We start from the raw sequence: 19849 nt of genomic DNA, 5'->3' as shown, positions 1-19849 counted from the left end.
GGATGGAGAAAAAGAAAAGATCAGGACTGTTTCTGACGGTTGCACCCCTCTATATCTTCACCCTTGTCTTTGTGGCAGGACCGCTGCTCTACATGATAGCCCTGAGCTTTGCCACAAACAGTGACGGATGGGGGACTCTGTGGAAATTTACCCTGGAAAATTATAAGAAGATCGCAGATCCTGTTTACCTGAAGAGCTTTTCCCAGTCCTTCCAGCTTGCGTTTACCAGCACCATCTGTATCACGCTGCTGGGATATCCCTTTGGCTATTTTATGGCAAAACAGTCGGCAAAATGGAAGAAGAGGATCATGCTGCTGATCATGGTGCCTTTCTGGACCAGTTCCTTGATCCGTATGTACGGATGGATCATCCTGCTCCAGGCAAAAGGCGTGTTCAATACGCTGCTTGTGAAGCTGGGCATCATTGAGGAACCGCTGAAAATCCTCTACTCCTATCCTGCAGTTGTCATTGGCATGATTTACGCGCTGCTGCCTTTTATGGTGCTCTCCGTGTATTCCAGCGTGGAAAAAATGGACTGGTCTTTGGTGGAGGCTGCAAGAGATCTGGGGGCCAGCCGGGCCAAGGCATTTTTGACGATTACGCTGAAGCTGACGCTGCCCGGACTTTTGACGGGTGTGATCCTGTCCTTTGTGCCGTCCATGGGACTGTTTTTCATTGCGGATATTCTGGGCGGAAATAAAATCGTTCTGGTGGGCAGTGTGATCCAGGATCAGCTCACAAGAGGAAGCAACTGGCCCTTTGCGGCAGCGCTTGCTGTGGTACTTATGGTCCTGACTTCCATTATGATTTATCTGTACCGGAAAATTACCCACGTGAAAGATTTGGAGGGATTCTTTTGAGAAAAAAACATAAGCTGTCAGGCATTTATCTGGCCGTCCTGCTGCTCGTCATGTATCTCCCCATTGTGATGGTGGTGATATTTTCCTTTAATGAGTCCAAGCTCACAGCCAGCTTTACAGGATTTTCCCTGAAATGGTATGAAACACTCTGGCATGACAGAGATATTAAGGAAGCGCTGTTCAACAGCATACTTCTGGGCGTTATAAGCTGCGCCATCTCTGCAGTCATCGGAACTCTGGGTGCTGTGGGCATGGCCCGGGCGGATTATAAGACAAAAGGCATGATGGAGTATCTGTCCACAGTTCCCATCATGATACCCGAGATCATTCTGGGCATGGTATTTCTTGCCTTTTTCTCCTTATTAAACCTGCCTTTTGGTATGACAACCCTGGTAATTGCGCATACTACTTTTTGTATCCCCTATATATTTATGATGGTAAAGGCCAGGCTTGTGGGAATTGACCGGTCTTTGGAGGAGGCAGCCCGGGATTTGGGCGCATCCCAGATCAGGACGTTCTTTGACATAACGCTGCCGCTCATTATGCCGGCGGTTCTGTCCGGAAGTCTGCTGGCGTTTGCCATGTCTTTTGATGATGTGGTCATCAGTATTTTTGTAAACGGTCCAAGGCTCAATACGCTTCCGGTAAAGGTTTACACCCAGCTTAAGACAGGGGTGACACCGGAGATCAATGCGCTTTGTACCATAATTTTAGCGGCCATCGTACTGGTTCTCGGCATTTCTTCCCTGGTGCAGAAACGGCAGGAACGCAGGCGGGGAGAACTTTCAGAAAGATGAGGTAGAAATATGAAGAAAAGATTAGCAGCCCTTACACTTTGTTTTGCAATGGCAGCCTCCATGCTTGCCGGATGTGGTGAAAAAGAGGAAGATGACAACAAAGAATTGGTACTCTACACCTGGGAGGGACTGTTCCCCCAGGAAGTGCTGGATGGCTTTGAGGAAGAGACAGGAATCAAGATCATCAGCTCCAACTTCGACACAAATGAAACCATGCTGGAAAAAATTCAGCAGACAGACGGAAAAGACTACGACATTGTTGTGGGCGATGATTATATCATTGAACAGATCGTGAAGAACGGTCTGGCAAAAAAACTGGACAAGACACAGATCAGCAATTTCGGCAATATCAATCCTCTGTATCAGAGCCAGTTTTATGATCCGGACAATGAATATACCGTTCCGCACGGGGCAGGTATTCCTCTGATCGTGTATGACCCTGCGCAGGTTGACTTTGAGATCAAGGGATATGAGGATCTGTGGAATCCAAAGCTTGAGGATAAGATCGCCATGATCGGCAGCTACCGGGCAGTCAATGGATTTGTGCTTCAGACTATGGGAAAATCCATGAATGAGGAAGATGTACAGGTCATCGAACAGGCAGGGGAAAAATTAAAAGAGCTGGCGCCGAATATCCGTATGATCCAGGACAGTGATACACAGAACGCACTGCTGAACGGAGAGGCCAGTGTTGCCTATTTGTATACTTCCCAGGTGACAGCAGCCCTGGCAGAGAATCCGGACCTGAAGGTGGTCTATCCGGAAGAGGGACTGGGCTTTGGCATTATGAACCTGTTTATTCCCAAAAACGCACCGGATGAACTGAACGCCTATAAATTCCTGAACTATATTCTGGAGCCGGAAAACGCGGCGAAATGTTTTGACGCTCTCGGATATTACTGTACTACAAATGCGGCGGATGATCTGGTAAATCCCAACTTGGTAGTGCCGGATTCCGTGAAAAAGGGCGAGATCGTACAGAATGTAAGCGCAGAAGCCAACGAGGCATATGAGAAAAACTGGACAGAATTCAAAGCTGCATGTGACTAAGGAAAAAGGAGGTACATACAATGCAGACAAAAGTGACAAGAGAACAAGCGCTGGAGCTTCTGAAAAAATACAACAAAGAGGAATTCCATATCCTGCACGCTCTGACCGTGGAAGGCGTTATGCGCTGGTATGCCCAGGAGATGGGATACGGCGATGAGGCAGAGTTCTGGGCAATGGCAGGCCTGCTTCACGATGTGGACTTTGAGCAGTATCCGGAGGAGCACTGCAAAAAAGCGCCGGAGCTTCTTTCTGAGATCGATGCGGAGGAGGAGTTGGTACACGCGGTTGTGAGCCACGGATACGGCCTCTGCTCTGACGTGGAGCCGGAGCACCTGATGGAGAAAATCATGTTTGCCTCCGATGAGCTTACAGGCCTTATCTGGGCAGCGGCAAAAATGCGTCCCTCCAAAAGTGTCATGGACATGGAAGTCTCCAGTGTCAAGAAAAAATTCAAGGACAAGAGATTTGCCGCAGGCTGTTCCAGAGATGTGATAAAGGACGGCGCCGAGATGCTGGGATGGGAACTGACGGAATTATTTGATAAGACGATCCAGGCTATGCGTTCCTGTGAGGCTTCTGCTGCCCGGGAATGCGGGGAACTGGCAGCACAGTGATATGAAGGATAAATACAGTATGAATGCGGGCAAAAGGGATGCGGAAGCATCCTTTTTGCCTGCTTACCATTATTCACCCTGGAAAGAGGGAAGGACAAAAGAGGAACAGGAGGCCCTGCTTCTTGCGGAAGAGATGGAGATCGCGGACGGTGTGGAGGAGATTGGAAACTATACCTTCTACGGCTGCGGGAGGCTCAGAAGCCTCTCCTTTACAGATTCCCTGAAACGCATAGGGGGAGGCTCCTTCACGGGATGCTCCGCCTTACGTGAGCTTCATGTGCTCATGGGGGAAGGGGCAAAAAGCTGCATAATGGATGTGGCGGCGGAGACCTTTCATGAAGTGTTTGTGACCATCACGTTCAGGGAGACAGGGGACCGGGCGAAGCTGGTGTTTCCGGAATATTATGAGGAGGGTGTGGAGAACACGCCTGCCAGGATCCTGGAGACACATTTTCACGGTTCAGGCTATCGCTACCGCCAGTGTTTTACAGAAAAGCGGGTGGATTATCACCGCTATGACAGTCTGTTTGAAGTGGCAAAGGTATATGAAAAGCCGGAAATCCTCATTCCCATGGCTATGGGGCGCCTGATGTATCCCCGGGAACTGGGGGAGGAGGCGGGGAACGCGTATGCCGCATATGTAAGGGAGCATCTGAAGGAGGCAGGCGCGTATTTTCTGAAACGCCGGGAATGGCACAGTGCTCTGTGTTATCTGGCAGAGTACGCGGTGCAGAGGGCTGAGGAGATGGAACTGCTGTTGGGTTTGGCATCCGGATGCGGGATGACAGAGGCCGTGAGCCTGCTGATGGAGGAGAAGAGAAAACGGTTTGGCAGGGCTGTAAAGTCCTTTGAATTTTAAGATGCGGCGGCACATGTGATAGTGCCGGACGTGGATCGAAACAATAATGGAGTAAAAAAATGGCACAGGAAATGGAAAAACGTATCAATGAAGTGTGTATCAGAATCCTGGCCTCGTCCAGAAGTGAGCTTTATCTGCACATGCGATTCCTGGATGTGGCCCTCTCCGCCTTTTCCTATGTACAAAATCCGGAGATGGGGACTCTGGGTACAGACGGTGTGGGACTTTATTATAACCCTTCTTATCTGGGGGGCCTTTACCGGCAGGGTCGTGTTTTTGTAAACCGGGCGTATCTGCACATGGTGTTTCACTGCATATTTGCCCATCCGTGGAAAGATGTACGCCTGAGAAAAAAGCGGGCATCCAGACTGGTTGAAGAGGAGACGGCGGATCTTTTGTGGGAGGTCTCCTGTGATATTGCCAGTGAATCCATGATCGACAGTATCCCTCTGCACTGTGTGCGCCGCCCGGCCTCTGTATTGAGGCGGGAGACGTATGCATCGCTTGGAAAGAAGCGCAGGGTTTTGAACGCAGAGGGGGTTTTTGGCGCCCTTCTGGAAGATAAGCCGGATTTGGAACGGCTTCGGAGGCTGAAAGAGGAGTTCTATGTGGATGACCACAGCCTGTGGAGCGGGGGAAAGAGAAGGGCACCCAGTCAGCGCCCGAAAGAAAACTGGGATGACATCCGCGATAAGATGGAAACGGAGCTGCAGAGCTTCGGCCAGGACTCTGCAGTCGGAGCTTCGGAGGGAATCTTGGAACAGATCAAGGTGGAAAACAGGGATTCCTATGACTACCGCAGGTTCCTGCAGAAATTCGCGGTGCTGAAGGAGGAGCAGCAGATTGACCCGGATTCCTTTGACTATGGGTTCTACAGCTACGGACTTTCCCTGTACGGCAATATGCCTTTGATCGAGCCTCAGGAGAGCCGGGAGGTAAAGAAGGTGGAGGAGTTTGTCATAGCCATTGACACCTCCATGTCCTGTTCCGGTGAACTGGTGAAAGCTTTTTTGAAGGAGACCTATTCTATTCTGAGGGAGACAGAGAGCTTTTTCAGGAAGATCAATATCCATATCATCCAGTGCGATGAGGTGGTGCAAAGTGATGACAAGATCACGTCTCAGGAGGAGCTTAAGGCCTATATGGAACATCTGGAGCTTCTGGGCCAGGGAGGGACGGATTTCAGGCCTGTTTTCACCCGGGTGGAGGAGCTGCTGGCGAAAAGAGAATTTACAAGCCTGAAAGGGCTGTTATATTTTACCGACGGAAAAGGGATATTTCCGCAGAAAATGCCGCGGTACGAAACAGCATTCGTGCTGATGCAGAAAGAATATGAAGAGATAGATGTACCTGCCTGGGCCATAAAAATATATCTGGACCAGGAGGAAATGGAAGCATACAAAGAGGGAATTACAGATGAACATTAAACGAGCAAAACAGGAGATCAAGGACGCTATAGAGGCATATCTGATCAAGGACGCCTATGGAGAATACTGCATTCCTTCCATCCGGCAGCGCCCCATTCTGCTGATGGGCCCTCCGGGAATCGGAAAGACACAGATCATGGAGCAGATCGCCAGGGAATGTGAGATCAACCTGGTATCCTATACCATTACCCACCACACCAGGCAGAGTGCCGTGGGGCTGCCTTTTATCAGGGAGAAGGAATACGGCGGGAAGTCCCATTCCGTGACAGAATATACCATGAGTGAGATTATATCCTCTGTGTATGACAGGATGGAGGAGACGAAGATAAAGGAGGGAATCCTTTTTATTGATGAGATCAACTGTGTGTCTGAGACGCTTGCGCCCACCATGCTGCAGTTTCTGCAGTGTAAGACCTTCGGCAATCAGTCTGTGCCCAAGGGCTGGATTATTGTAGCAGCAGGCAATCCTCCGGAGTACAATAAATCTGTCCGGGAGTTTGACGTGGTGACTCTTGACCGGATCCGCAGGATTGACGTGGAAGAAGATTTCGGCGTGTGGAAAGAGTATGCTTACAGTGCAGGTATCCATCCGGCTGTGATCTCCTATCTGGATATTCACAAAGATAATTTTTACCGCATGGAGACCAGTGTGGACGGGCGCATGTTCGCCACAGCCAGAGGATGGGAGGATCTGTCCCAGTTCCTCTATGCCTATGAAAAGCTGGGAAAAAGAGCGGACAGGGAGGTGGTGGGCCAGTATATCCAGCACGGGAAAGCGGCCAGGGATTTTGCCAACTATCTGGAACTCTTTGAAAAATACAGGACGGATTACCGGATCGAGGAGGTGCTGGCAGGCCGTTTTGAAAAATTTGCGGTGGATAAACTGAAGCTGGCGTCCTTTGATGAAAAATTCAGTGTGGTGGGACTGCTTGTGGGGCATCTGGGTACCAGATTTTACGCGTACTATGAGATGGACCTGTATGTAACGACCCTCTATGAGAAGCTGAAGGGCTGGAAGCGGGAGATGGGGGAAGGCACATCGCCTTCCGCATCACTTGCGCTGCTTCTTGACCGGGAGCAGGCGGATTATGAGAGGAAAGAAAACGCGGGTCAGTTTACAGCTCCCGCGCGCCATGCGGCTGTGAAAACTATAGGATTTTTAAAAGCGCGGTTAAAAGAGGCTGAGGCCGGTGAGAGGGAGGGCCTGGTGCCGGAGGAGATATTTACCGGTGCGGCCGGTTATTTTGGGCAGGAATCCGCCAAACGGGAGAACATGGTCCTTGAGACCGGCGGTGCCCTGCAGAATGCTTTTGATTTTCTGGAGCTGGCGTTTGGGGACAGTCAGGAGATGGTGATCTTTATCACAGAACTGAACACAAATCCCTACAGCATTCAGTTTATCAGTGAAAACGGATGTGACAGCTATTATAAATACAACAAAAAACTTCTCTTTGAAGAGGAACAGAGGAACATTTTAAAAGAGTTGGATGACATTGAGAACGACTTATAAACACCTGGCGGGACAGTGAAGAGTGAACAATAACATCTTGTGATACTGTTCACTGCGTGCCCAGTATCACGCTTCGCGATGCACAGATATGCAGCATTCTGCTCCATATCGCGCTGGCTGTCTCGGGATTTTCATGCCTTCGGCCTGAAAACACCTCGCGGGACAGTGGAGTGTGAACAATAACATCTTGTGCACAATTTTCTGTACCCTGTGCCGCATGTATTGAGCAGAACAGAGGACAGGGCTATAATAAATAAAAGCAGATGAAGACGACAGGAGGAGAAAGATGCGTATCGCAGTGTGTGATGACGACGAGACTGCAGTATCTTTTTTAAGAGAACTGATAGAGACGTATCCGAAACAGAAACTCTGCGCGGACGGATACAGCAGCGGGGAGGACCTGCTTCGGTCGGGGCATGTGTATGACCTGATTTTTCTGGATATTGATATGAGGGGCATAGATGGGATCGAGACTGCACGGAGGATTCGCGTCCATGACAGGAAGGTGAAGATCGTATATGTGACCTCCTACAAGGAATATGCAGGACGGGCTTTTTCTGTCCATGCTTTTGGCTACCTGCTGAAGCCTGTGAAACAGGAGAAGCTTTGGAAGCAGATCGAGGATGCCATGCTCTGGCAGGAGGAAGAGACGCCGGAGGTAAAGCAGGTGGAGTTTTCCACCGTGGAAGGGCTTGTGAGGCTTCCGGTGGATGCAATCTATTATTTTGAGTATCAGAACCGGCGTATTTTCATGAAGACAAAGGAAGTTACCCATGAGATGCGGGGGAAGATATCCGACATTGCCGGTAAGATGGGAGAGTATGGATTTTCCGTTCCCCATAAAAGCTTTGTGGTGAACCTGTACCATGTGAAGAATATCAAGGGGTACGAGATCCTCATGATGAACGGGGAGTGGATTCCTCTGTCCCAGAAGCAGGCAGTGCAGTTCAAGGAAAAACTCAGTCTTTATCTGGCGGATAAGATGGGATAGGAAGAAGGTGGTAACCGGGTGTTTGACTATATTCTGATGGCAGTGGATCTGTCTGTGCTGGGATTTTTGTTTTACTGGTTCATGAACAGAACCGGGGAACGGCGTATGGATAAGGCATGGGTATATCCTGCATCGTTTGCGGCTTTTGCTGTTTTTTGCCTGCTGGTCCAGTATTCCCGGAGTGAATGGGTCGTTACCTTTTCCATTGTATTGATGGTATTTTTTATGGAAACCGTATTGTATCGGCCAAACGGGGTGTCTTATTTTTACTGTCTGGTATATTGTCTGGGATTTTTTCTCTGCCAGATCACAAGTGTCTTTGTAGTGCAGTGGATCTTTACGAACATGACTGCACTGACCCTTCTGCGCGTAGGCCTGGAGAGGGTAGACAATATGCAGTTGATCCTCTTGCTGGTAAAATGGTTCACGGAATTTTTCTGGACGTATTTTATTCTCGCGATCGTAAAAAAGGACGAGGAGGAGGAGAATCGTTTTTTTCTCTATAAGCGGCAGTATTTTTTCTTCCTGCTGCTTCCGCTGTTCTCCATTGTATTTATGGTATCTATTATCTGGATGAGTGCAGATTTCTTTGTGCTCAGGTATGGATTCGGTCCGGTGATCCTGAATATTATTCTGATATTTGCCATGAACCTGCTGCTCTTGTATCTTTTCAGGCAGACAGGGAAGGGCAGTCGGGCACTCAGGGAGGAAAAGCTCTACAAGCAGGAGTCAGAGCTGCTTTACCAGCACTACCAGACTCTGGAGGAGAGTTATCAGGCTTCCAGAAAGGCCATACATGATGCCAAGAACCACATGCAGGCAGTGGCACGTCTCTATGAGAGCGGGGAGACAGACAAGGCCAGGGCCTATGCGGAGGAGGTTTTCCATCTGCTGAACCAGACGGGCCATACCTGGTATACGGGCAACCGGATGCTGAATATCATATTGAATGAGAAGCTGGGGCAGGCATCTATGCGGGATGCAAGGCTGGAGCTGGATATCTGCGACGGATGCCTGGACAGAATCCGGGAGATCGATATCACCACCATATTCGCAAATCTTCTGGACAATGCAGCGGAGGCCATGGGGGAGGGGGAAAACAGATACTTTTCCCTGCAGATACAAAACATCCATTCCTTCCTTGTGATCAAAATGATGAATTCAAAAGGGAAGAAAAAGGAGCGGGCAGGACAGAAGCATCAGCGGCTGGGACTGCAGAATGTGCGGAGTGCCCTGGGCAAATATGGGGGTACCATGAAAATCTCCCAGACGGATGAGGAGTTCCAGGTGAGTATCATGATACCGGATGAGCAAAAGGAAATGTGAGGTGAAGAGGGATGGAGATATGGCGAAAGATTCGGAAGAGATGTTTTTTGCTGGGGGTCATATGCCTGATTGGGACATCTGCGGCGGGATGCGGAAATAAGCTTTCCGACAAATTTGACGAGGAGGAAGTCAAGGAAGCCGCTGAAACCATGATTAACCAGGTAAATTCCGGTGAATTGAAGGATGTGTATGAGAATACCTTTGCCCCTGTCATGCGCCAGGGAATCGAATATGAACAGCTTCAGGAGAATCTGGATTATGTCTTTGACAAGCTGGGTGAATTTGAATCCTATGAGAAGATAAGTGTGGTGGGAGGACAGGACAAGGATACGGAGACACCGTATGCGGTGGTGGTGCTTCTGGCCAAATATGAGGAGGGGAAGGCCCAGTATACAGTCACGTTTGATACGGGTATGAAATGTATTGGATTTTATGTGAAATAAGTAAAAGAGAGTCCGGCGGAATGTGTGCGCCGGACTCTCTTTCGTATCTGTTCTTGTAACTATTCAGCTTATTTAAAGAACTGCTCTCCGTAACCGTAATGCTCTACCACGTAGTCAATATCCTTGTCTCCGCGTCCGCTCAGATTTACGAGAATGGAGCCTTGTTTCATCTCTTTTGCTTTCCGCATGGCATAGGCAACCGCGTGGGCACTCTCAATGGCCGGAATGATGCCCTCTGTGCGGGACAGCTTGAAGAATGCGTCCATGGCCTCCTCATCGCTGACGGTGTCGTACTGCACTCTGCCCAGGTCGCGGAGGAATGCGTGCTCCGGTCCCACAGAAGGATAGTCCAGTCCGCTGGCAATGGAGTATACAGGAGCCGGCTCGCCTTTGTCGTCCTTCAGCATGATACTTTCAAATCCGTGCATAACACCTTTTTCCCCATACTGCATGGAAGCTGCGTGGTCTCCCATGCCGGTGCCTCTTCCGAGAGGTTCCACACCGACAATGTCCACCGGTTCATCCACGAAGGGAACGAACATGCCGATGGAGTTGCTGCCGCCGCCTACGCTTGCGCAGACTACATCGGGAAGCAGGCCGGTCATCTCTTTAAACTGATCTTTTGCCTCCTCGCCTACGATGTACTGGAAATCCCTGACCATGAGAGGGAAGGGATGGGGGCCCACTGCGGAGCCGATACAGTAGATGGAGTCCTTATAGTTCTTAGCATAGGATTCAAAAGCGGAATCCACGGCCTCTTTCAGGGTCTTGTTGCCGTGTGTGACGGGAACCACCTTGGCGCCCAGGATCTTCATACGTGTCACATTGGGAGCCTGTTTGGCAATATCCACCTCACCCATGTGCACTTCACACTCTAATCCGAAGAAAGCCGCCGCTGTAGCGATGGCCACGCCGTGCTGTCCGGCACCTGTCTCTGCGATAAGACGTTTTTTGCCGATGAATTTTGCCAGCAGCCCTTCCCCCATACAGTGGTTCAGCTTGTGGGCTCCGGTGTGGTTCAGATCCTCTCTTTTCAGGTAGATTTGGCAGTTGCCGATGGTTCTTGACAGGCGCTCGCAGTGATAGACCGGTGTGGGTCTTCCCTGGAATTCCTTGCGGATGCGGCGCAGTTCACTGATGAACTGGGAGGAATGGCAGATGGTCTGGTATGCGTCTGCGATCTCCTCAAAGGCCGGAACCAGCTCTTCTGTCAGGTAGGCGCCGCCGTAAGGGCCGAAGCGTCCGTTTCTGTCCGGGTAATGTCTCAGATAAGTTCTGTAATCTACTTCCATGGTTGTTTTCTCCTTTATGTAAATGATATATTTTTATTCCTGCTCTCCGTGAAGGGCGTCCTTTGCCAGCTTGAAACCGTTCTGGGCGGCTTTTGTCAGCCATAGGTCGGCTTTCGCCTCGTCTTTTTCCACACCTTCGCCGTAGCGGTAGAGGATGGACAGATTGTACTGTGCGGCCGGGATGTTGGCGTTTGCCGCCTTTTCAAAGAGCTGGAATGCCCGCTCTGTGCTCTGCGGCACTGCCTGGCCGCTTAAAAAATAACCGCCCATGCAGCACATGGCCCGGTAGTCGCCCTGCTGTCCGGCTTTCTTATACCAGTCAAAGGCTTTGGAATAATCCTGTCTGGTTCCAATGCCTTCCTCATAACATCTGGCCAGATTATACTGGGCATTTTTACTGCCCGTCTCAGCCGCGCGTTTGATGTAGGAAAATGCTCTTGTTTCGTCTTTTTTTACGCCTTTTCCCTGGGCATAGAGAAATCCCAGGTGCAGCAGCGCGTCCACATGGTCTTTTTCGGCTGCTTTTTCATACCACTGGGCGGCCTGTGCGTAATCAGTCAGGGTGTGTATGCCGTTTTCATAGTAAAAGCCTACGGCATACTGCAGATCCTTCTGACCGTTTTCCGCCAGGATTTTCAGTTCTTCCAGGGTAAAATCCATATTTTTTGCGTCCATTGAAAATATCTCCATTTTTCTTTTGACAAATTTTGTAATATAGTGTACTGTTTTTGTAGGAATTAAACAGCTGCGCAGTCAGGTCTGCACATTTACTGTGCTGACCGTGTGATAGAATAGCGGCAGCATGTATTCGGCCCATCGCACAGCGATTTTTAATGGGCGAATACCCGTAACTTTTCAGCTGGCTGAATAGTTACGGAATTAAATCCACGGTTGAGCCATCCTTTGGCCCATTGCTGATATTATAACATAGGAACCGGGATTTATAAACATAAAAAGATGAAGATGACATCGGAGGAAATGAAAAATGCTGGAACTGAGGGATGTCTCCTTTAAAGTCGAAGAGGAGACAAAGGAGAAAGGGATTCTGGAGCGTGTAAGCTTTACTCTGGAAGACAACAAATTTATTGCCATCACAGGACCAAACGGCGGCGGTAAATCCACGCTGGCAAAGATCATTGCCGGTATTGAGAAGCCCACGGAGGGAAGGATCTACCTGGACGGTGAGGATATCACGGAACTGAACATTACGGAGAGGGCGAAAAAAGGCATCAGCTATGCCTTTCAGCAGCCGGTGCGTTTTAAAGGAGTGACCGTGCTTGACCTGATCCGGCTGGCATCCGGGGAAAACATTACCGTTGCCGGAGCCTGTCAGTATCTCTCTGAAGTGGGATTATGCGCAAAAGACTACATCAACCGTGAAGTCAACGCAAGCCTTTCCGGAGGGGAGATGAAGAGGATCGAGATCGCCACCGTTATGGCGAGGGGAACCAGGATGTCCGTATTTGATGAGCCTGAGGCCGGCATTGACCTGTGGAGCTTCCAGAACCTGATCCATGTGTTTGAAAATATGCACAGGGAGATTCACGGCTCCATTCTGATCATCTCACACCAGGAGAGGATCCTGAACATTGCAGATGAAATTCTGGTAATCGCAGACGGAAAACTGGTGAGCCGCGGAAGCAAAGAGGAAGTGCTTCCCGCTTTGCTGGAAGGTGTGGATGACTATTCCGGCTGCAAAATCTGGAAGGACGGGGGAGTAAAATAATGGACGCAATACAGAAACAATTATTGGAAGCAGTGGCCGGGCTGCATGAAATCCCGGTGGGCGCATACAACATCCGGGCGAACGGAAAAAGTGAAGGCAGAAACAGCACAGAGCATATCGAGATCACCACAAGAGAAGAGGGAGACGGAATTATCATCCGCATCAAGGACGGCACCAGGAAAGAGAGTGTCCATATCCCGGTGGTCATGAGCCAGGCAGGGCTTGAAGAGGTGGTCTACAATGATTTTTACGTGGGCGATGACTGTGATGTGACTATCATCGCAGGCTGCGGCATCCACAACGGCGGGGATGCATCAAGCCGCCATGACGGCATCCACAGCTTTTTCATCGGCAAAAATTCCAGAGTGAAATACGTGGAAAAACACTATGGCAGCGGGGACGGCAAAGGCGAGCGCATCATGAACCCGGAGACGATCATAGAGATCGGGGAGAACAGCGTCATGGAGATGGATACTGTGCAGATTAAAGGCGTGGACTCCACAAAGCGTATGACCAGGGCAAAATTAATGGAAGGCGCCAGCTTAAAAGTGATGGAGCGTCTCATGACACACGGAACCCAGGATGCGGAGAGCCGTTTCATTGTGGATATGGACGGGGAAAATTCAGGTGCCAATATCATATCACGTTCGGTGGCAAAGGATGATTCCCGTCAGCTCTTCCAGTCCGTGCTCAACGGAAACGCGGCCTGCAGCGGCCATACGGAATGTGACGCCATCATAGTGGGCAATGCCAAGATCAGCTCCATCCCGGAGATCACCGCGAACAGCTCCGATGCGGCGCTCATTCATGAGGCAGCCATTGGTAAGATCGCAGGGGAGCAGATCATCAAGCTCATGACCCTGGGCCTTACAGAGGAAGAGGCGGAAGCCCAGATCATCAACGGTTTCCTGAAGTAAAACGACATAACGCTACAGCGTCAGCCGGGCAGATACACGGGACAAAACCGTGTACAACTGTCCGGTTTTGTGCTATAGTTGGGATAGTAAGAGTTACAAGCCATTGGGGAACAAAAAACATATTTATAGGGAGAGGTTTTTATGATTTACAACAATGTACGCCATGAGTGCAATCTGTATAATTTTTTCTATGCACCGAGAGGAAACCGTAGAATGATGGAACTGGGAAAGAAGATTGCCCAGATGTATCTGAACCCGTTTGATCGTATTATCGGTATCATCGGTGCCAAGGACTCCGGAAAAAGCATGATGATCAAGGGTATGTTTCCGGGGATTCAGGTAGTGGACGGGGATGACGAGTATGATATCACCAACATGCCCCTGCTGAACGCGGAGGATGTGGGATTCTATACCCCCAGGACCTTCCACGTGGATGCCAGAGCCGCGAGAAAATATGTGGATCTGGAGACCATCGCGGAGGCCATCATACGGGTGACTTCCCAGCACAAGAGAGTGATCGTGGAGCATTTTGAGATTCTGTATCCTGTGCTGAAAAGGAATGCGGATCTGATGGTCGGCATCGGTGAGGAGGTCATTGTGACTCGTCCTTCCCTGTTCGGACCGCTGCCCCAGAATATAGCTGATATTGTGTTCAAATCCCTGATCTACAGGAAGATGGCGCACAGCGCGGAGGATTTATTCGGCTATGTGGTCAGGGACATTGAGCGTCCAAGCTATGTCCGCGCGGACATCCGCCATGGATTTATGCTGGATTATTCCGAAAAGCCGGTGAATTTTGATCTGGTGGAGATCGAAAAGAAGATGAAAGAGCTTATCGCACAGGATCTGCCCATCACATATTATGATGAGGAGCATGTGAAATTCGGGGATGATATCATTTCCTGTACCGGACCTCTGATGCATGTGAGCAGTACGGGAAAGATAGAAGGATTCTCCCTGGTAAAAGAATTCTTCTATGATTCCAAGTTCGGCTACTATATTGTGGCCGGTACTGTGGGACATAAGGAAGAGGAAGACAGCGACAAGCTGAATACCATTGATATACAGACTGAAGTATAGAATCAGGACCAAAAGGCTGTCCGAAACCGGAAGACGGGGACGGACAGCCTTTTTTTGTTGACATTTTTATAGATAAGGTGTATTATGATGATATCAAAAAGATATCAAATTAATTACTGCCGCGTGCGGCCTTTCAAAGAGGAGGAAGTATAATGGAAGAAAAAGACGGAACCAGTCCAATGAACAAGAACGTGGAGGAAAGGATCCTGCATCCGAAGTCAGGTATGGCGATGCTGTTTCTGCTGATCCTGGGCATTGTGGGAAGTATTGTGCTGATGATACTCTCAGGGGCAGTGATCTCTGAGATCAGCAGTGTGCTGTCCGGTTTCTGCGTAACAGTCGGTATCCTGATCCTCTGCACAGCCAGTGTATGTCTGGCAGGCTTAAAGGTCATCAACCCCAATGAAGCGCTTGTGCTGGCTTTGTTCGGAAAATATTACGGAACCCTGAATCAGAACGGCTTTTACTGGGTCAATCCCTTTGTGACAGGAATCAATCCCACAGTGCGTGCAGCAGGAAGCGCCGGCTCCACGGTCCTGAAGGGCATGGGCATTGAAGCGGAACAGAAAAACACAGAGACAAAGTCCAATAAAAAGGTTTCCCTGAAAACTATGACCCTGGACAACAAAAAGCAGAAGGTAAACGATGAACTGGGAAATCCCATTGAGATCGGAACGGTGGTCATATGGAAAGTGGAAAATGCCACAAAAGCGGTATTCAATGTGGAGAATTACAAGGACTATCTGTCCATCCAGTGTGATGCCATCACAAGAAACGCCGCCAGAAGATACCCCTATGACACAAGCGAGGGCGGAGATGAGCGTTCCCTTCGCGGAAGCAGCCAGGAGGTAGCCAGCATCATGCAGCAGGAACTGCAGGAGAAGGTGGAGGACGCGGGGATCAAGATTCTGGAAATGCGTATCACCCATCTGGCATACGCGCCGGAGATTGCATCTGCCATGCTGCAGAGACAGCAGGCTGCTGCCATCATAGATGCCCGTCAGAAAATCGTGGAAGGCGCTGTCAGCATGGTGGAGATGGCCCTGCAGAAATTAAACGATAAAGATATCGTGGAACTGGATGAGGAGCGGAAGGCAGCCATGGTCAGCAACCTGCTGGTTGTCCTCTGCGGCAACAAGGATGCCCAGCCCATCGTCAACAGCGGTTCCCTGTATTAGTCAGGAGTGAAGGCCTTCATGGAAAACAAACCGAAGGAAAAACAAAAAAAGCAGGTCCCCCTGCGGCTCTCCGCGTCTCTGTACAACGATCTGGCACAGTGGGCGGAAGATGATTTCCGCTCTGTCAATGGGCAGATCGAGTATCTGCTGACGGAATGTGTGAAGCATCGGAAGAAGACAAGGAAGAATTCCACGGAGGAATCTGAATCAGAATGAAAGAAAATCCAGGCAGCGGCCGGCAGTTGGACCGTACACGCCTGGATTTTTTACATTTTTCAGAAGTGTTTTCTGTATTTTTTCTCAGCCACATTGATCAGACTGTATAAAACAGCAGCGATGATGCATAGAATAACAATGCTCATGATCATGGTATCCAGCTTGAAGACCTGACTGGAATAGATGATCAGGTATCCAAGGCCGCGTTTGCTGCCGATCATCTCTCCGATGACGACACCGATCAGACACAGGCCGATGTTGACCTTCATAATGCTTAAAATAAGCGGAACGGAGGAGGGAAGAACCACTTTAAAAAGGGCATCCTTTTTCGTGCCCCTCAGAGTGGAAATCAGTTTCAGTTTATCCGGGTCCGTGCCGCAGAAACCTGTGTAAAGATTCAGAATAGCCCCGAAAATAGCCACAGAAAGACCGGCAACGATGATGGTCTTGATATTGCTGCCCAGCCACACGATCAAAAGCGGTGCCAGGGCTGATTTCGGCAGACTGTTTAAGACTACCAGGTACGGCTCTAAAATAGAGGAGAGCTTAGGGAAGCACCACAGAAGCACCGCGATGGCAACACCGAACACGGTCACCAGGGCGAAGCTGGCAATGGTTTCCCAGAGCGTTACGCCTGTGTGTACGGCAAGGGTTCCGTCCAGTATCATGTGATACATGGCCATAACCACCTGGGAAGGGCTGGAAAAGATAAAGGAGTCGATGAGCCCCAGCCTTGCGCTGCCCTCCCAGAGCGCCAGAAAGACCAGAAATATAAGGATGCGGATCAGCCTCACTATCTGGGAATCACGCCTTAACTTCTGCAGATAGTTCTTTTGTCCTCTGGACATAGAAGTTATTTCAGCCATTATGGTTTAGCTCCTTCCATATTTCATTAAAATAATTCTTGAACTCAGGAGCGCTTCTGGAGGTAAAAGGCGTGCGGTTGTCAATGGTGAGCACAATGGGGATGATCTTTTTGATCGCTGCCGGGCGTTTTCCGAGGATGATGACCCGGTCTGCCATACTGATGGCCTCCGAGATATCATGGGTTACCAGTATGGCGGTCTTTTCCTCCCGTTTGATGATCTTGCCAATGTCATCCCCCACGGAGAGGCGTGTCTGATAATCTAAAGCTGAAAAAGGTTCGTCTAAAAGCAGCAGATCCGGTTCCAGAGCCAGGGTGCGGATGAGGGCGGCGCGCTGCCGCATACCGCCGGAAAGCTGGGAGGGACGTGATTCCCTGAATTTATCCAGACCGTAATCGGCCAGAAGATGATTGACCTTTTCTCTGGCATTGGGTGAATTTTTCTTTTGAATCTCCAGGCCCAGCAGTACATTGCTGTAGATGGTGCGCCATTCAAAGAGGTGGTCCTTCTGCAGCATATATCCGATGTTTGTCACCGATTCGCTGAGTGGTTTCCCGTTTAAAAGAATTTCTCCTTCTTCCGGGGTGAGCAGACCGCAGAGCATATCCAGCAGAGTGGATTTTCCGCAGCCCGAAGGGCCGACGATTGCCAGGAATTCTCCTTTTTCCACGGAAAAAGATATATGGGACAGAGCGGGTGTTTCACCGGATTTTGTATGATAGGCATAACTGACATCTTTTACTTCTAAAAGAGGTGTATCCATAAGTTGTCATTCCTTTCTTTTTTCCATCGTCAGGCAGGTGTGAGACTGTCTGTTTTTTGGGTTGGTATACAGTATCATATGATGAAAAGCCGGGGGTTGACATATGGGAAAGGGAGGCACTTGTGTTTTTCTTTGATTATTGATAAAATAAATACGGATTGGGAAACCTATCCGGTAACGGAAACTTTGTTTGACAAGAACAGGAGGCAGAACTATGAGAATTTTATTTTTTGACACCAAGAACTACGACAGGGCATCCTTTGATAAACAACTGGAACATTATCCGGGAATAGAGATCGACTATCTGAAAACAGACCTGGCACCCAAGACGGCGCCGCTTGCAAAAGGCTTTGACGCTGTGTGCGCCTTTGTAAGCTCCGACGTGGGGGCAGAGACCATGACAGCCCTTCATGAAGCAGGCGTCAGGCTGGTGCTTATGCGCTGCGCAGGCTTCAACAATGTGGATCTGGATAAGGCAGCCATGTACGGCATCCGTGTTATGCGCGTGCCGGGCTATTCACCTGAGGCGGTGGCGGAGCATGCCATGGCTTTGGCCCTCACCGCAAACCGCAGGATCCATAAGGCTTATGTAAAAGTGCGGGAAAATGATTTCAGCCTCAGCGGACTTATGGGATTTAATTTCTACCAGAAGACAGCGGGGATCGTGGGAACCGGTAAGATCGGCGCAGCCATGGCAAGAATCTGCCGCGGCTTTGGCATGAAGGTCATTGCCTATGATGTGTACCAGAATCCTGACCTGGATTTTGCGGAGTATGTCTCTTTCGATGAACTGCTTGAGAGAAGTGACCTGATCTCCCTGCACTGCCCTTTAATGGACAGCACCTACCATCTGATCAACAGGGATACCATAGCAAAGATGAAGGACGGCGTGGTCCTGGTCAACACATCAAGAGGCGGCCTGGTAAAGACAGAGGATCTGATCGAGGGAATCCGCGCCCGCAAGTTCTTTGGGGTGGGCCTTGATGTATATGAGGAGGAGACCAAGAATGTGTTTGAGGACCGATCCGATGAAATCCTGGAGCATTCCACGACGGCAAGGCTTCTGTCCTTCCCAAATGTAATGATCACTTCCCATCAGGGATTTTTTACCCAGGAGGCTCTGGCTGCTATCTCCCAGACTACGCTGGACAATGCAGTGGCCTTTGAAAAGGGCGAGACAAACAGCAATGAAGTATTAAAAAGGGAATCTTAAAATGAACCGGAACAGAAATTACCAAAGAGAACTGGAAAAGATACTGGAGCAGATACAAGGGGAAGAAAAAGTCCCCACCCTGTTCCTGCACAGCTGCTGCGCACCCTGCAGCAGCTATGTGCTGGAATACCTGTCCCAGTATTTTGAGATCACAGATTTTTTCTACAATCCCAATATTTCTCCCAGGGAGGAGTATGAGAAGCGGGAGGAGGAGCTTGAGCGGCTCATAGCGTCCATGCCTTTTGTACATAAGCCGAAATTTTTAAAAGGGGTGTACTGCCCTGAGAAGTTTTTTGAGATGGCAAGAGGGATGGAGGACATCCCGGAGGGCGGGGAGCGCTGCTTTGCCTGCTATGAGATGCGTATGGAGGAGGCGGCAAGGCTGGCGGCAGAGGGCGGTTATGATTATTTTACCACGACCCTGTCAATAAGCCCTCTGAAAAATGCGGCAAAGATCAATGAGATCGGCGAAAAGCTGGAAGAAAAATATCATGTCCGCCATCTGCCCTCGGATTTCAAGAAGAAAAACGGGTATAAGCGCTCCACAGAGCTTTCACGGGAGTATGGCCTGTACCGGCAGGATTTCTGCGGCTGTGTATTTTCCAAAAGGGAGAAAAATCTTGCACGGCCAGACAGATAATGATAAACTGTTACCCATAAGCCGGATAGGGATATGCGGCTTATGGCATAGGAAAAATTCAATGAAAAAGTGAGGTACGAA

21 protein-coding genes are annotated in these 19849 nt (G+C 49.6%); 17 read left to right on the top strand and 4 right to left on the bottom strand.

Annotated elements, in window-relative coordinates; all coding sequences use genetic code 11:
- The first annotated feature begins 2 nt into the window (after positions 1-2).
- From V8Q34_RS15325 to V8Q34_RS15280, 10 genes are all read left to right on the top strand, one after another.
- On the top strand, positions 3-860 hold the full coding sequence (locus tag V8Q34_RS15325) for an ABC transporter permease (protein WP_033143477.1): 858 nt from the start codon (positions 3-5) through the stop codon (positions 858-860).
- Positions 857-1657, top strand: a complete 801-nt coding sequence (locus tag V8Q34_RS15320) for an ABC transporter permease (protein ID WP_033143476.1) — start codon at positions 857-859, stop codon at positions 1655-1657. The genes V8Q34_RS15325 and V8Q34_RS15320 overlap by 4 nt, the downstream gene beginning before the upstream one ends.
- Positions 1658-1666: 9 nt before the next feature.
- Complete coding sequence (locus tag V8Q34_RS15315) at positions 1667-2707, top strand: polyamine ABC transporter substrate-binding protein (RefSeq protein ID WP_033143475.1); 1041 nt, start codon at positions 1667-1669, stop codon at positions 2705-2707.
- A 20-nt stretch (positions 2708-2727) separates the two neighbouring features.
- Positions 2728-3321 (top strand): hydrolase, encoded by a 594-nt coding sequence (locus V8Q34_RS15310; RefSeq protein WP_148392930.1) that lies wholly within the window; start codon positions 2728-2730, stop codon positions 3319-3321.
- A gap of 1 nt (position 3322) precedes the next feature.
- Positions 3323-4180 carry a leucine-rich repeat protein gene (locus tag V8Q34_RS15305; RefSeq protein WP_148392929.1) on the top strand — a complete coding sequence of 286 codons (858 nt, stop codon included), beginning with the start codon at positions 3323-3325 and terminating at the stop codon, positions 4178-4180.
- Positions 4181-4239: 59 nt separating this feature from the next.
- Complete coding sequence (locus V8Q34_RS15300; protein ID WP_335835852.1) at positions 4240-5607, top strand: vWA domain-containing protein; 1368 nt, start codon at positions 4240-4242, stop codon at positions 5605-5607.
- Complete coding sequence (locus tag V8Q34_RS15295) at positions 5597-7117, top strand: ATP-binding protein (RefSeq protein WP_227210074.1); 1521 nt, start codon at positions 5597-5599, stop codon at positions 7115-7117. The genes V8Q34_RS15300 and V8Q34_RS15295 overlap by 11 nt, the downstream gene beginning before the upstream one ends.
- 286 nt (positions 7118-7403) lie before the next feature.
- Complete coding sequence (locus V8Q34_RS15290) at positions 7404-8108, top strand: LytR/AlgR family response regulator transcription factor (protein WP_033143471.1); 705 nt, start codon at positions 7404-7406, stop codon at positions 8106-8108.
- Positions 8109-8126: 18 nt separating this feature from the next.
- On the top strand, positions 8127-9434 hold the full coding sequence (locus tag V8Q34_RS15285) for a sensor histidine kinase (RefSeq protein ID WP_103731617.1): 1308 nt from the start codon (positions 8127-8129) through the stop codon (positions 9432-9434).
- 11 nt (positions 9435-9445) lie between these two features.
- Complete coding sequence (locus V8Q34_RS15280; RefSeq protein ID WP_054352375.1) at positions 9446-9877, top strand: DUF3887 domain-containing protein; 432 nt, start codon at positions 9446-9448, stop codon at positions 9875-9877.
- Between the two features lie 68 nt (positions 9878-9945).
- Here V8Q34_RS15280 and trpB read toward each other — a convergent pair whose 3' ends face one another.
- Positions 9946-11169, bottom strand: coding sequence for a tryptophan synthase subunit beta (trpB, locus tag V8Q34_RS15275; protein WP_033143470.1), 1224 nt, complete (start codon positions 11167-11169; stop codon positions 9946-9948).
- 33 nt (positions 11170-11202) lie between these two features.
- Positions 11203-11844, bottom strand: coding sequence for a tetratricopeptide repeat protein (locus V8Q34_RS15270; RefSeq protein WP_033143469.1), 642 nt, complete (start codon positions 11842-11844; stop codon positions 11203-11205).
- 310 nt (positions 11845-12154) lie between these two features.
- Between V8Q34_RS15270 and V8Q34_RS15265 the strand changes: the two genes are divergently transcribed.
- From V8Q34_RS15265 to V8Q34_RS15245, 5 genes are all read left to right on the top strand, one after another.
- Entirely contained in the window at positions 12155-12895 is a 741-nt protein-coding gene (locus V8Q34_RS15265) for an ABC transporter ATP-binding protein (RefSeq protein WP_033143468.1), read from the top strand.
- Positions 12895-13812 (top strand): SufB/SufD family protein, encoded by a 918-nt coding sequence (locus V8Q34_RS15260; protein ID WP_033143467.1) that lies wholly within the window; start codon positions 12895-12897, stop codon positions 13810-13812. The genes V8Q34_RS15265 and V8Q34_RS15260 overlap by 1 nt, the downstream gene beginning before the upstream one ends.
- 141 nt (positions 13813-13953) lie before the next feature.
- Positions 13954-14892 carry a hypothetical protein gene (locus tag V8Q34_RS15255; protein WP_033143466.1) on the top strand — a complete coding sequence of 313 codons (939 nt, stop codon included), beginning with the start codon at positions 13954-13956 and terminating at the stop codon, positions 14890-14892.
- 152 nt (positions 14893-15044) lie between these two features.
- Positions 15045-16070, top strand: a complete 1026-nt coding sequence (locus V8Q34_RS15250; protein WP_033143465.1) for an SPFH domain-containing protein — start codon at positions 15045-15047, stop codon at positions 16068-16070.
- An 18-nt stretch (positions 16071-16088) separates the two neighbouring features.
- The gene (locus V8Q34_RS15245) at positions 16089-16286 is read left to right on the top strand and encodes a ribbon-helix-helix domain-containing protein (protein ID WP_148392924.1); all 198 of its coding nucleotides are present in this window, start codon (positions 16089-16091) and stop codon (positions 16284-16286) included.
- A 59-nt stretch (positions 16287-16345) separates the two neighbouring features.
- On the opposite strand, the gene V8Q34_RS15240 is transcribed toward V8Q34_RS15245, so the two are convergent.
- On the bottom strand, positions 16346-17152 hold the full coding sequence (locus V8Q34_RS15240) for an ABC transporter permease (protein WP_187370619.1): 807 nt from the start codon (positions 17150-17152) through the stop codon (positions 16346-16348).
- Positions 17145-17915 (bottom strand): ABC transporter ATP-binding protein, encoded by a 771-nt coding sequence (locus V8Q34_RS15235; protein WP_033143463.1) that lies wholly within the window; start codon positions 17913-17915, stop codon positions 17145-17147. Before V8Q34_RS15235 ends, V8Q34_RS15240 begins: the two co-directional genes overlap by 8 nt.
- A gap of 214 nt (positions 17916-18129) precedes the next feature.
- Here V8Q34_RS15235 and V8Q34_RS15230 point away from each other — a divergent pair, with 214 nt between their 5' ends.
- Both V8Q34_RS15230 and V8Q34_RS15225 read left to right on the top strand, forming a co-directional pair.
- A complete protein-coding gene (locus V8Q34_RS15230; RefSeq protein ID WP_033143462.1) occupies positions 18130-19128 on the top strand; it encodes a 2-hydroxyacid dehydrogenase in 999 nt (332 codons plus the stop codon).
- Between the two features lies 1 nt (position 19129).
- Positions 19130-19768: an epoxyqueuosine reductase QueH gene (locus V8Q34_RS15225; RefSeq protein WP_033143461.1), complete on the top strand. Its 639-nt coding sequence runs from the start codon at positions 19130-19132 to the stop codon at positions 19766-19768.
- Positions 19769-19849: the final 81 nt, after the last annotated feature.

The sequence above is a fragment of the Blautia sp. JLR.GB0024 genome, assembly GCF_037000545.1.
GTDB lineage: Bacteria > Bacillota > Clostridia > Lachnospirales > Lachnospiraceae > Blautia > Blautia celeris.
Note: the sequence above shows the minus strand (reverse complement) of the source record. Positions and strands in the feature narration are given on the sequence as shown.